This window comes from Paenibacillus thalictri (genome assembly GCF_004307995.1).
Taxonomy (GTDB): Bacteria; Bacillota; Bacilli; order Paenibacillales; family NBRC-103111; genus Paenibacillus_AF; species Paenibacillus_AF thalictri.
The window spans coordinates 15748-28530 of sequence record NZ_SIRE01000022.1 but is presented as its reverse complement, the minus strand read 5'-3'; the positions used below and the strand labels follow the sequence as shown (position 1 = coordinate 28530).

At 53.2% G+C, this 12783-nt stretch carries 16 protein-coding genes and 1 riboswitch; all 16 genes read right to left on the bottom strand.

Going from position 1 to position 12783, the window contains the following annotated elements:
* Positions 1-114: 114 nt before the first annotated feature.
* The 16 genes from atpA to spoIIR all read right to left on the bottom strand — a co-directional run bounded on the left by atpA (position 115) and on the right by spoIIR (position 12737).
* A complete protein-coding gene (gene atpA / locus EYB31_RS27420; protein ID WP_131016671.1) occupies positions 115-1629 on the bottom strand; it encodes a F0F1 ATP synthase subunit alpha in 1515 nt (504 codons plus the stop codon).
* A gap of 15 nt (positions 1630-1644) precedes the next feature.
* Complete coding sequence (locus EYB31_RS27415; protein WP_131016670.1) at positions 1645-2196, bottom strand: F0F1 ATP synthase subunit delta; 552 nt, start codon at positions 2194-2196, stop codon at positions 1645-1647.
* Entirely contained in the window at positions 2193-2678 is a 486-nt protein-coding gene (atpF, locus tag EYB31_RS27410; RefSeq protein ID WP_131016669.1) for a F0F1 ATP synthase subunit B, read from the bottom strand. Before atpF ends, EYB31_RS27415 begins: the two co-directional genes overlap by 4 nt.
* Positions 2679-2790: 112 nt before the next feature.
* Positions 2791-3009: a F0F1 ATP synthase subunit C gene (gene atpE, locus EYB31_RS27405; RefSeq protein WP_131016668.1), complete on the bottom strand. Its 219-nt coding sequence runs from the start codon at positions 3007-3009 to the stop codon at positions 2791-2793.
* Positions 3010-3091: 82 nt separating this feature from the next.
* Positions 3092-3859, bottom strand: coding sequence for a F0F1 ATP synthase subunit A (gene atpB, locus EYB31_RS27400; RefSeq protein WP_131016667.1), 768 nt, complete (start codon positions 3857-3859; stop codon positions 3092-3094).
* 36 nt (positions 3860-3895) lie between these two features.
* Positions 3896-4273, bottom strand: a complete 378-nt coding sequence (locus EYB31_RS27395) for an ATP synthase subunit I (RefSeq protein ID WP_131016666.1) — start codon at positions 4271-4273, stop codon at positions 3896-3898.
* A complete protein-coding gene (locus EYB31_RS27390) occupies positions 4266-4499 on the bottom strand; it encodes an AtpZ/AtpI family protein (protein ID WP_131016665.1) in 234 nt (77 codons plus the stop codon). Before EYB31_RS27390 ends, EYB31_RS27395 begins: the two co-directional genes overlap by 8 nt.
* Positions 4500-4697: 198 nt before the next feature.
* Positions 4698-5840: a non-hydrolyzing UDP-N-acetylglucosamine 2-epimerase gene (gene wecB / locus EYB31_RS27385; RefSeq protein ID WP_131016664.1), complete on the bottom strand. Its 1143-nt coding sequence runs from the start codon at positions 5838-5840 to the stop codon at positions 4698-4700.
* A 41-nt stretch (positions 5841-5881) separates the two neighbouring features.
* Positions 5882-6511 (bottom strand): uracil phosphoribosyltransferase, encoded by a 630-nt coding sequence (gene upp, locus EYB31_RS27380; RefSeq protein ID WP_131016663.1) that lies wholly within the window; start codon positions 6509-6511, stop codon positions 5882-5884.
* 157 nt (positions 6512-6668) lie between these two features.
* Entirely contained in the window at positions 6669-7916 is a 1248-nt protein-coding gene (gene glyA, locus EYB31_RS27375) for a serine hydroxymethyltransferase (protein WP_131016662.1), read from the bottom strand.
* 32 nt (positions 7917-7948) lie between these two features.
* Complete coding sequence (locus EYB31_RS27370) at positions 7949-8533, bottom strand: TIGR01440 family protein (protein WP_131016792.1); 585 nt, start codon at positions 8531-8533, stop codon at positions 7949-7951.
* An 84-nt stretch (positions 8534-8617) separates the two neighbouring features.
* Positions 8618-9076: a ribose 5-phosphate isomerase B gene (rpiB, locus tag EYB31_RS27365; RefSeq protein WP_131016661.1), complete on the bottom strand. Its 459-nt coding sequence runs from the start codon at positions 9074-9076 to the stop codon at positions 8618-8620.
* Between the two features lie 109 nt (positions 9077-9185).
* Positions 9186-9266, bottom strand: a riboswitch (ZMP/ZTP riboswitch).
* Positions 9267-9334: 68 nt separating this feature from the next.
* Positions 9335-9922, bottom strand: a complete 588-nt coding sequence (locus EYB31_RS27360) for a low molecular weight protein arginine phosphatase (RefSeq protein ID WP_131016660.1) — start codon at positions 9920-9922, stop codon at positions 9335-9337.
* 73 nt (positions 9923-9995) lie between these two features.
* Positions 9996-10508 (bottom strand): manganese efflux pump MntP, encoded by a 513-nt coding sequence (locus tag EYB31_RS27355; RefSeq protein WP_131016791.1) that lies wholly within the window; start codon positions 10506-10508, stop codon positions 9996-9998.
* 154 nt (positions 10509-10662) lie between these two features.
* Entirely contained in the window at positions 10663-11718 is a 1056-nt protein-coding gene (locus tag EYB31_RS27350) for an L-threonylcarbamoyladenylate synthase (protein WP_131016659.1), read from the bottom strand.
* A gap of 182 nt (positions 11719-11900) precedes the next feature.
* Complete coding sequence (gene spoIIR, locus EYB31_RS27345) at positions 11901-12737, bottom strand: stage II sporulation protein R (protein ID WP_165452653.1); 837 nt, start codon at positions 12735-12737, stop codon at positions 11901-11903.
* Positions 12738-12783 lie beyond the last annotated feature (46 nt).

The window sequence follows — 12783 nt, the reverse complement described above, 5'->3', positions numbered from 1 at the left end:
TGCTCACCTCTCTCTCGAAGCTCTCTCCGAAGGGGAGAAGCCAAACTATAAGCTATCGTCCAAAAATGGAAGAGCGAGCTTCTCACGCTGGAGAAGCCCCGTCTATCCATTCATTTATGCGGAAGGAGCGAACCCTTTTTTGAACTGCTGAATCGCTTCTTTAAGAGCATTTTCGTTGTCTGCCGTCAAATCCTTCGTGTCGCGGATGCTTTGGAAAATCTCCGGACGGTTGGAATCGACAAAGCCGAGGAATTCCGCTTCAAAACGAGTTACGTCTTGAACTGGAAGTTCGTCCAAATGGCCTCTGGTTACGCAGTAGATGGCAACCACTTGCTTCTCAACCGGAAGCGGCTGGTTAACACCTTGCTTAAGCAGTTCCAATGTACGAACACCGCGGTCCAAACGGTTTTTGGTCGCTTTATCCAAGTCCGATCCGAAAGCGGCAAATGCAGCCAACTCGCGGTATTGGGCCAAGTCGGTTTTGAGCGTACCGGCAACCTTCTTCATCGCTTTGATTTGCGCGGAGCTACCTACCCGGGATACGGAGATACCGACGTTAACGGCAGGGCGTTGACCGGAGTAGAACAAGTCGGACTCAAGGAAGATCTGTCCGTCTGTGATGGAAATAACGTTTGTCGGGATATATGCGGAAACGTCGCCGGCTTGAGTTTCGATAAACGGCAATGCGGTCATGGAACCACCGCCGAGCTCTTCGTTCAATTTCGCTGCACGTTCGAGCAAACGGGAGTGCAAGTAGAATACGTCACCAGGATAAGCTTCCCGACCCGGAGGACGTCTGAGCAGCAAGGACAACTCGCGGTATGCCGCTGCTTGTTTGGTCAAGTCGTCATACACGATGAGCACATGCTCGCCTTTGTACATGAAGTACTCGCCCATTGCACAGCCTGCGTATGGAGCCAGCCACAACATTGGAGCCGGTTCGGATGCGCTTGCCGATACGACAATCGTGTAATCCAAAGCGCCCGCACGGCGAAGCGTCTCAACAAGACCTACGACGGTGGATTGCTTTTGGCCGATAGCGACGTAAATACATTTCACGCCGTTGCCTTTTTGGTTGATGATGGTGTCGATCGCGATCGATGTTTTACCTGTTTGACGGTCGCCGATGATCAACTCACGTTGTCCGCGGCCGATCGGGATCATCGCGTCAATCGCTTTGATACCGGTTTGCATCGGCTCATGAACCGATTTACGAGCCATAACGCCTGGAGCCATATTCTCAATCGGACGAGTGCCGGACGAGTTGATAGGCCCTTTACCGTCGATCGGTTGACCAAGCGAGTTCACGACGCGGCCAAGCAGGCCGTCGCCTACAGGCACTTCAACGATGCGGCCCGTACGTTTAACTTGGTCGCCTTCGCGGATGTCCTTGAAAGGTCCCAAAATAACGATACCGACGTTGCTTTCTTCAAGGTTAAACGCGTATCCGAGCACACCGTTGGAGAACTCCAGCAGTTCGCCTGCCATAACGTTTTCCAACCCGTGCGCACGTGCGATACCGTCACCGACATTGATAACCGTACCGACTTCTACAGTTTCCAATTCGGATTTATAGTTTTCAATCTGCTGTTTAATCAGCGTGCTGATTTCATCAGGTCTGATACTCACACGACTCACCCCTATCTACAGTGCTTGCGATTGATTCAAAGCTTTTTGTATACGTTGTAATTTGCCGGACAAGCTGCCATCGTACAAACGGTCGCCGATGCGAACTTTAATTCCGCCCAGCAAAGTTTTGTCAACAACCGAAGTTGCGCGGATCGATTTGCCGGTCAATTGGCCGAAACGTTCTTTGATCTGAGTAAGCTCAGCGTCCGATAACTCAAACGGGCTATAGACGACAGCACTTGCTTGACCCAAAGCTTCGTTGGCAATTTCCACATAATAGAGCACAAGCACGTTCAAGATGTCCTCGCGACGACGGTCGACCAGCAGTTGCAAAGTATTAAACACAACATCGGACACTTTGCCTTCGAAGATTTGCTTGAGCAGTCCTTTTTTCACGCCGATATCAATGCCCGGATGCTGAATGAGCCTCTGCAGGTCGCTGGCGCTTTGCAATGCTTCCACAACAGCGCGCAGCTCTCCTTCCACCTGGGAGACGAGATTGCGCTCCTGAGCCACTTCAAACAACGCCTTGGCATAACGTTTTGCTACGTTCAAGTCGCGGCTCATAGCTTGCCTCCTACCTCTTTCAGGTAATGTTCAATCAGCTGCTCCTGAGACTTCTCGTCGACTTGCTTTTCGATAATTTTGGAGGCGATCAACACGGACATTGCGCTTACTTGACTGCGCAGAGCGGCAACCGCTTTGTTCTTTTCGTTCTCGATGTCGCGAAGCGCTTCTTCCTTAATGCGGGACGCCTCAGCTTTGGCTTGGCCGATCAGCTCGTCAGCCTGCTTGGAGCTGGTTACGCGAGCTTGCTCGATAATTTCTTTGGCTTCGTTTCTTGCGTTATGAATCGCTTCTTTTTGCTCGGCGATCAATTGCTCAGCCGCTTTACGGCTTTGCTCCGCCTGCAAAATTTGCTCCGTGATATGCGTTCTGCGCTGCTCCATCATGCCGAACAGCGGTCCGAAAGCGTATTTTTTCAGCAAGAGATACAAGATCCCGAATGCGATTAGCGTGATAAAAAAACTTGACGGCACAAAATTCATCCAAGGTCACTCCCTTCTGAGAGACATATAGGTAAACGGCAGCGGATTTGCTGCGCAAATTATGTTCAGGCAAAACGAAGGCGAGGGCTTAAGGCGTCCCCGCCACCGGATACTATTTCAATACGAAAGTGTACAGCAATGCGAATACGAGGGAGATAACCGGCAATGCCTCTACGAGACCTACACCGATAAACATTGTTGTTTGCAAAGTACCGCGAAGTTCTGGCTGACGGGAAATACCTTCAATTGTACGACCAACGATCAAACCGTTACCAATACCTGCGCCAAGCGCACCCAAACCGATAGCAATTGCTCCTGCAAGAAATTCCATGGAAAAAATCCTCCTTAAATTGTCATTTAGATTTTATTTGAAATATAGATCTGATCGAACCTTTCGGGCCCGTTAGATTTTGTTAGTGCTCTTCGGCGTGGTCGATAACCTGAGAGATGTAAACCATCGTCAGGATCGTAAATACGAAGGCCTGGATTGCGCCAACGAATACGGAGAAACCTTGCCAAATAATCATCGGAATCACACCGCCAATTCCGGCCATCAAGATAACGCCGATCAACACCTCACCGGCATAGATGTTACCAAATAGACGAAGACCAAGCGTAAGCAGCTTGGAAACCTCTTTGATGACGTTCAGAGGGAACATCGCCCAATGAGGCTCCACATAGTGCTTCAGATAATGATGTGTGTTGCGGGTCAAACCAAGGAAATGGACCATCACGATGACCATGACGGCTAATGCCATCGTTACGGCCACATCGGCTGTCGGCGACTTCCAGAAAGCAAACGCGATGTGCTTGCCTGTATCATGAGCGTGGTGCAGCTCTTCGGCCGTAATGCCAAACAACGGCTGCGGACTGGTCACTTCAAAGACGATACCAAACGGCAAACCAAGCATATTTCCGACAAAAATAAACATAATCAGCGTAATCCCAAGCATCAAGAACGACTTACCCTTTTTCAGGTCCATCGTGCTTGTAATGAGCCCGGTGACGAAGTCAACCACCCATTCTAGAAAGTTTTGCAATTTGCCGGGATTGGCCATGGACAGCTGACGCGTGCCCAATCGAGCTAAAATAAAAACAACCAGACAGGTGATGACGATCATGATAATGCTGGATAAATCAAAGCGAATTCCGCCTAATTCCACTATCGGCAGTTCATGCATGCAGTATTTCACCCCTTTCCGCGGAATAATGTGAACCTACTTGCCTCGTATTCTTGAAATAATACCCAGTAGGAGTGTTGCCAACTGTACGAAAAATAATCCTGCCAGTGTGGTCGAGATTGCAATGTGATCCTTGAATTTATAAGCAACCAAAACGGCTAGCAGCGCAATTGAGACGCGAGTAGCAAAGCCCATGTTGATTTTGCGGTTCGTCTTTTCAATCACCGCTTTAGTGAGCTGCTCTATCTTCCATGCCAAAAAGCGGGCATTGACGAAGCTCGCGATCGTTCCAAGGATCAACCCCGCAAAGTAAAGCTTGTAAGATGGGGCTAACGCCCAGCCCATAAAACAGATGGACAAAAAAAATAATGTGACACGCTGAACCGTTTTCAGATGGGCGGAGAAATCATCCATTAGAGCCCCCTGTGTACTTACGAAGTATGAGGATGACGCTGAACACCCCGATAAAGAAACCCAACATGATACCGGAAACAATCCAAATCGGTTGTCCCCCATACCAATTGCTTAACTTATCGCCGATCCAATACCCTGCTGCCATACAAACGACAAGATCCGCCCCGATTGCGCTGACTAACGCAACGGCGCGCCACGGATTGTCACCGGAAGGTGGTTTGTGCATAGCAACCCCCTTGACATAAGGCTCAACAGCTTTTCCTTAAATCCTAGTTTATTTTATCGAAGTAAAGTCTCTTTTGTCAATTGTATTTCCAAGCAAAACCACAGTGAAGAAAATCACAAAAAGCCTGCTGCACCAACGATTTTTTTAAATATAAACCGAACAGTGCAACTGTACGCTGTTGCGTTTGTCATAAGTTTGTCACGGTTGAAAGGGAAGAGGCCGGTTTTCAGCCTTACCGAAGTGGTAAAGAATGGCCTGAACGATTCTTTCCGATGCTTTCCCGTCACCATACGGGCTTACTGCCTGCCGCATTTTGTTGTACAATGTCGAGTCTGTCAGCAAAGCGCGAGCACGGTCGAATACTTTTTCCTCGTCGGTTCCGACAAGCTCCAGCGTTCCGGCTTCGATGCCTTCCGGACGTTCCGTCGTATCACGCAATACCAGCACGGGTACACCGTACGATGGAGCTTCTTCCTGCAGTCCCCCGGAATCGGTCAAGATCATGTAGGTGTACGGATAGAAATTATGCAGCTCCACGACATCCATCGGATCGATCAGTTTGATACGCGGATGACCATCCAAAATTTCATAGGCCGGTTCCCGAACCGCAGGGCTCAAATGAACGGGATACACGATGGCGATATCCTCAAATTCGTCGGCAAGCCGCTTGACGGCGCGGAAAATTTGACGGTGCGGCTCTCCTTGGGCTTCGCGCCGGTGAGCCGTCATCAGAATCAGGCGTTTGCCTTCGGCCCAATCCAGCACGGGATGCCGGAATTCCTTGCGAACCGTGTATTGGAACACATCGGTTACCGTGTTGCCGGTAATGTAGATCGACGGCTCCGATTTGTTTTCTTTGCGCAAATTCCCTGCAGACCAATCGGTGGGCGCAAAATGCAGATCAGCCAACACCCCGGTTAACTGGCGGTTCATTTCTTCCGGATACGGCGACAGCTTATTCCATGTCCGCAAGCCGGCTTCGACATGACCGACTTGAATTTGCTGCAAGAAGGCCGCATAGCTGGCCAAAAACGTTGTCAACGTGTCCCCGTGAACCAAAATGAGGTTAGGTTTCGCCTCTTTAAAAATCGGATCAAGCCCTTGCAGCACGCGGATCGAGATTTCGTTCAGCGTTTGGCGTTCCTTCATCACGTCCAGATCGTAGTCCGGCCGGATTTGGAAAATATCAAGCACCTGGTCAAGCATCTGGCGATGCTGCGCAGTGACGCAAACCAGCGATTCGATTTGTTCCGGATACTTCTCCAGCTCCTTAATAAGCGGAGCCATCTTAATCGCTTCCGGACGGGTGCCAAAAATTGTAACCACTTTAATTTTTTCCATGAGCTGCATCCCCTTATTCATATGTATCCGGCACAACCCGTTTATTTCGTTCCGAACAAACGGTCGCCTGCGTCTCCCAAGCCGGGAATAATATACCCGTGATCGTTCAGATGGTCGTCAATCGCGGCAACGTAAATATCCACGTCCGGATGCGCTTTCTGCACGGCTTGCACACCCTCCGGTGCGGCAATTAAGCACATCAGCTTGATTTGCGTGCAGCCGCGTTTTTTCAGCGCTTCAATCGCAGCATTCGCGGAGCCGCCGGTAGCCAGCATCGGGTCGATCACGATGAGCAGGCGCTCCTGTACATCGGTAGGCAGCTTCAGATAATATTCGACCGGCTGCAAGGTCTCCGGATCGCGATATAATCCGACATGCCCGACTTTCGCCGCCGGGATCAGCTTTAATATCCCGTCCACCATACCGAGTCCGGCACGCAGAATCGGGATAAGTCCGAGCATCCGCCCGGAAATAATGCGGCATTCGGCCATCGCTACAGGCGTCTTTACTTGTACCTTTTCCAGCGGAATGTCTCTTGTAATCTCATACGCCATCAGCGTGGCCACTTCATCAACCAATTCGCGGAAGTCTTTGGTTGTCGTTTTCTCCTCGCGGATATAGGTCAACTTATGCTGAATGAGCGGATGATCGCAAACATACACTTTTCCCATAATGGTAATCCCCCTAAAACGTTACGGTTGTCCAAAATCTTGATTATTATAACATAACCGCATGAAATTATCCTCCCGCTTTTCCCTGGGGGCAAAGACGCACAAAACCGGCGCTCTCACAATGGAAAGCGCCGGCACGCGTGGCCCATATCTGAAATTAATAAGCTAGGCCGCTGTAGAGCGGGAATTGCGCCGTCAAATCCTTCACCATGCCGCGCACTTTGTCGTGCACTGCCGCATCCGTCGGATTTTTGAGCGTCAAGGAAATGATTTGCGCGATCGTTTTCATCGCATTTTCATCCATGCCGCGGGATGTCGCTGCCGGTGTGCCGACACGAATACCGCTGGTGACAAACGGGCTGGTCGGATCAAATGGAATTGCGTTTTTATTGACGGTTACGCCAACTTCGTCAAGCAAATGCTCGGCGTCTTTACCGCTGATGTTCAGGTTGCGGAGGTCGATCAGCATCAGGTGATTATCGGTGCCTCCGGATACGAGGTTGATGCCCTCAGCCATCAACGCTTCGGACAATGCCTTCGCGTTGTTTACCACGTTCTGTGAATAAGTTTTGAATTCTGGCTGCAGTGCTTCGCCGAAAGAAACGGCTTTAGCTGCAATAACGTGCATCAAAGGACCGCCTTGCGAGCCCGGGAATACCGCTTTGTCGATCGCTTGCGCCCACGGTTTGCGGGTCAGGATCATGCCTCCGCGCGGACCGCGAAGCGTTTTGTGCGTTGTGGTGGTTACAAAATGAGCATGCGGCACCGGATTCGGATGCAAACCGGATGCGACAAGACCGGCGATATGCGCCATGTCGACCATCAGCAAAGCGCCAACGTCGTTTGCGATTTTGCCAAGCGCTTCAAAGTCGATGGTACGCGGGTAGGCGCTGGCACCGGCTACGATCATGCGGGGTTTATGTTTGAACGCCGCTTTACGCACTTCGTCGTAATCGATGCGGGCATCTTTTTCGCTTACGCCGTAAGCAACGAAATTGTACAAAATACCGGATGCGTTCACCGGGCTGCCGTGCGTCAAGTGACCGCCATGGGACAAGTTCATGCCCAGCACCGTATCGCCGGAATTCAAAGCGGCAAGATAAACCGCCATGTTCGCTTGCGCGCCGGAGTGCGGCTGCACGTTGGCATGCTCTGCGCCAAACAATTCTTTGGCGCGATCGCGGGCGATATCTTCGACGATATCGACATACTCACAGCCGCCATAGTAACGGCGATTAGGGTAACCTTCGGCATATTTATTCGTCAGCACCGTGCCCATCGCTTCCATAACCGCTTGGCTTACGAAGTTTTCGGAAGCGATCAGCTCGATTTTGTCGCGCTGGCGGCCCAGCTCCAAGTTCATTGCTTCAACAATTTTCGGATCGACTTTACGCAAATGTTCCATGATTTATTTTCCTCCCTGAATGTGTATGTGTGTTAGGTGTCGCAGGAACCGGCATTTTCCGGCTTCCGGACGATTTCGTATACGGCGCGCGCCCCGCCAATCAGCCTCGGCCGCGTGAACCCCGCCGTGACCCGTGCGGAACCGACCGACCGGATGGACGGGCGAAAAGGAACTGCCACCCGCTTCAAATGCATGCCGATCATCGTTTCCCCGATATCTACGCCGGCATGCGCCGCAATGCTATCGACAACACAAGCCGCTTCAAAATGCCGGTAGGCATAAGCCGCCATGGAGCCTCCCGCTTTGGGAACAGGCACAACCGATACCTCCTCCAGCAGCGGATATTTCTCCAGCATGACACGCTCTACGACGAGCGCTCGGTTTAAATGTTCACAGCACTGGAACGCAGGATAAAAGCCAACCTCACGCCGTACCCGCTCCACCGCATCAAAAATATCCCGCGCGACGTCCACCGTACCGGCCGTGCCGATCCGCTGTCCCAATACCTCGCTGGTGCTTGTCCCGATGACTACGATCTGTCCCGGACCGATACCGCCCGCCTGCACAAGCTCGCGCAGGATGGTCTCAACACGGACCGACGTTTCGTTGTCCGTCACCTGATGGGCTGCAGATCCGCCCTGTTCCTCCGGGCCCGGAATCCGATTGGCCACACCAATCAACTCCTTTTCCGTATGGTTCGGTTACGGATGCAGCGACTGCGACCCTTCCAGCTGCATCACTTTGTGGATGCGGTTTTTATGGCGCTCCCCTTGGGAGAACTCCGTTTCCAGCCATATTTTCACGATTTCCTGAGCAAGCCCCGGACCGATCACGCGCTCACCCATAGCAAGCACATTTGTATCATTATGCTCTCTCGTGGCTTTCGCGGAGAACATATCGTGCACCAGCGCACAACGGATTCCCGGAGTTTTGTTGGCTGCAATCGACATGCCTATCCCTGTACCGCAGACCAAAATACCTTTATCCGCTGTCCCGGATACAACCGCGCCGCAAACCTGCGAAGCATAATCCGGATAATCGACCGACTCCGGCCCAAATGCTCCGAAATCCTTTACTTCATGGCCAAGCGAGCGGATAAATTCGATCAGTTCGTCCTTTAACCGATATCCGGCGTGATCTGCGCCAATTGCAATGTTCATAGGATAATCGCCTCCTGAAAATAGGGATGAGTTTACGCCTAGTATAACCCAAAAACGGTGAAGACGAAAAAAAGAGCGTCGCGCGCATACATTTTGCATGCGTCACAAGCTCTTTTGCCCAGGCGACCGGCCGTATGTCCCGATGCTCCACTGTGGTTGTTTCCACGCGTCGCCAGTTACACCGGGTACCATTTCCATACTCTTATCATAGCTCAAACCGGCAAAGGTGTAAAGATATAAAGACTGCGGCCGAAAGGCCTAATTTTCTCCAGTTGACTTGAGCCTTTTCAACAGCTTTAGCAAGCTGCGCTCGATCTCCACGGCGCTCTGCCGGTACAGGTCTAGCGATCCACCGAAAGGATCGGCGATATCATAATCGGGCAGCTTCCGCTGCAGTTCCCGCAGCCGGGCCAGCTCATCCTGTGTGATGGGCTCCGACAATGCCGCCTTCACCTGCAATTCCGCTTCAAGCTGGGCCAATTCCTCTATCGCATCAAGCACGTTCTGATCGTCCTCTACGAACTCTCCGAGCGAATGGATTTTATCGACCGACTCTGGGAATTTCTGAACCGCATAACGTTTATGGCTGCTTGTCATCGTCAAAATCACATCGGCCCAGCTTGCCAAACTTTCGGTTAACGAAGAAGAGCTCAGCGGCGCGGTAAAGCCTTTTTCCCGCAAAATGTGAACGGTATGCCGGGAAGCCGGCGCTCCTTCGTTTGCGGCCACGCCGGCCGATTTGACCTCAAGCTCCAGCCCTTGTTCCGCTGCGAGCAGCCGCAGCATTCCTTCCGCAAGCGGGCTTCGGCACGTGTTGCCGGTGCAAACAAACAATATGCGCTTCACGGCGATCTCCCCCCTTGGTTCATAGATCAGCAATACCTCTATTCTACCCTATAAACCGGTAAATATGGAGACCTTAGAACAAAAATTTAAGCCCAAAAGAAAGCAGCACGATGCCGCCCAGCGCTTCGCCGTATTCGCCGATCCAATGGCCGACCCGCCGGCCCAGCAGCAGCCCGATGATGGACATCGCACCGCCAAAGGACCCGAACAGCAGCACGGTCAGCAGCAAATCCGAGGAGAACATCCCCAAGGACACTCCGACGGAAAACGAGTCCACACTCACACTTAATGCAAATACGAGCATCCCCCATAACGTCCGGTGATCAAAAGGCCTGACTTCGTCGCCCTTCAGAGAACTATACACCATATGCGCCCCAAGCAGCACCAGCAGCGCGCCGCCCAGCATGGTCGCTATGCTCCCCAGCAGATGACTCACATATTGGCCTGTGAACATACCCATCAAAGGCATAATCATGTGGAAGACGGCAATAATCAGACTGATCTTCGCAATATCGAGCAAGCGGATCCCCCTCATGCCGATACCGATCCCAAGCGATAGGGCATCCATCCCCAAAGCGACCGCCATCACCAGAATGGTGATAAATTGCCCCCATTGATAGGGCGTAGCGAATGCCAATATCCTCTCCCCCTGTCCACTGTTCCTCAACAGAATATGCGGACAAAGGGACAAACATGACTAGCCGTCCATAGAGATATGGTTAATAATTCCATTTCTTTCTTTACACGTGAACAATCCGGTTTCCTGCGGCTTTGCGCAGCCGGTTCATAATCGCCTCGCCCAACCCTTCGTCCGGGACATGCTGCGCCGCGATAAAATCAACGCCTTCTTCATCAAAACGCCTCAGCGCGTCGTACAAGCGCCGAGCCAGCTCGAACGCGTCGTGGCGTCCGCCCCATTCGACGATGCAGTCGGCATCGCCGGCAAATTGCGGCGCGTCTTCGGTGAAGGCGAGCACGCCCGTCCGTTCGCCGGCGGCGCGGGCGGCGGCCAGCTCCTGCCGGATGCGGGCGGCCGCCGCTTCCGGGGTGCCCTGCACGATCAGCATCCGCCCCTGCGGCGCGTAGTGCGTGTACTTCATGCCTGGCGAGCGCGGCGCCTCGTCCGGTTTGGCTTCGCCGGCGGCGTCGATGATCGCCGCGCCCGGCACGGCTTCGCGCAGCTGGGCGGAGGTGACGCCGCCGGGGCGCAGGACGTGCACCTCGCCGGGGGCGACGGCGACCACCGTCGACTCGAGCCCGACGCCGGTCGGGCCGCCGTCGACGAGGCCGCCGATGCGGCCGGCGAGGTCCTCGCGCACGTGCTCGGCCCGCGTCGGGCTCGGCCGGCCCGAGCGGTTGGCGCTCGGCGCGGCGACCGGGCAGCCCGCGGCTTCGAGCAGCGCGAGCGCGACCGGGTGGTCCGGCATGCGCACGCCGACCGTGTCCAGCCCCGCCGTGACCAGCGGCGAAAGCGCTCCCGGCTTCAGCGGCAGCACGATCGTCAGCGGGCCCGGCCAGAATGTCTCGATTAAACGGGAAACGGTCTCATCCTCCGAGCTTGCAAGCTCGTCCAGCTGAGACCGGTGTGCGATATGTACAATAAGCGGATTATCCGAAGGCCGCCCTTTCGCTGTAAAAATACGCTGCACCGCTTCGCTGCTGCGGGCGTCGGCGCCAAGCCCGTATACCGTCTCCGTCGGAAATGCAACGGTTTGTCCTGCGCGCAGCATCCCGGCGGCCTCCCGAATCGCCTGCGGGTCTGCCGCTTCCGGATTCACATTCCAATATATCGTCATCTGGAGAAATCTCCCCTAACCTTCACCCTAAATTTCTGCATTCAGCTTTAAGCAAACCGGCTGACAGAGCCTATCGATCTTACTTTTTGCTTATGTTTCGTACGTATCATGGCAAGCACAGGCGAATCATATCGTCACACGCATGTTGACAGGTCCGCTCCATCTTAAGCACACCGGGATTCTTACGCAAACCAGGATTTCAGCAGATCCCAGAAAAACGATCTGACTTCCATTTCCGGTTGGGCTGCGGCTGCCGTTTTCACTTCACCTGCAGGTGCCGATACTGTTTTGCCTCCGGCCGCAGCCTTCGAGACGGATTTAGCAGCCGGCGCATCAGCCCTTTTGACCGAAGCGGCAGATTTGGCCGTCGACGCTTTGGCGGTTGCGGCAGCCGGTTTGCCGGTGCCTTCTTTGCCGGCCTTCTCCTGGCGCTCATTTAACGCGCTGCTGCCCACAGTTCCGGTCTTCGCTTTGTCAGCCGCCTCTTGCTCTTCGACATCGTTTTTGGAAACGATTTGGCCGCCCATAAAGCAAAGCGGAGGAAACAGCACGCACCACCAGTTTTGGCCTTCACCTTTGCCTAAAGTCACACGCAGCGCTTCGTATTGGCCTGCCGGATACACTTCGGAACCTACGGTTTTTTCGGGAAACGGCACCGTATCCAGCTCCACCTTGGCCTCATAGTTAAAACCCCGGTCATGCAAAGTTTTGTTGCTCAGCAGCTCGATTTGATCCAGCTTGGAGCGGATCAGCGTACGGGCTTCGCCCAGCGAATGAGGCTGGTTTACCCAGCCGCTGAGCTGTTCGTTTAATGCGTCCCGCACTTCGCGTTTCACCCATTGGTCGGCAACGGAATCGCTGTTGCCCAAAATGCGGATACGAATCGAGTCTTGCGGAATTTCTTCCCGGATCAGCGCCGAGGCTTGCATTTTGTTCGATTCCCAGCTCATCATCATAACGATAATTGCAAATGCGATATATGCGAATCGTATCCACGATTTAGATTCCTGCTTGACCATTGTGGTTAACCCCTTCCGCGTACCTGGCTTTAAGTTGCTCATAGCC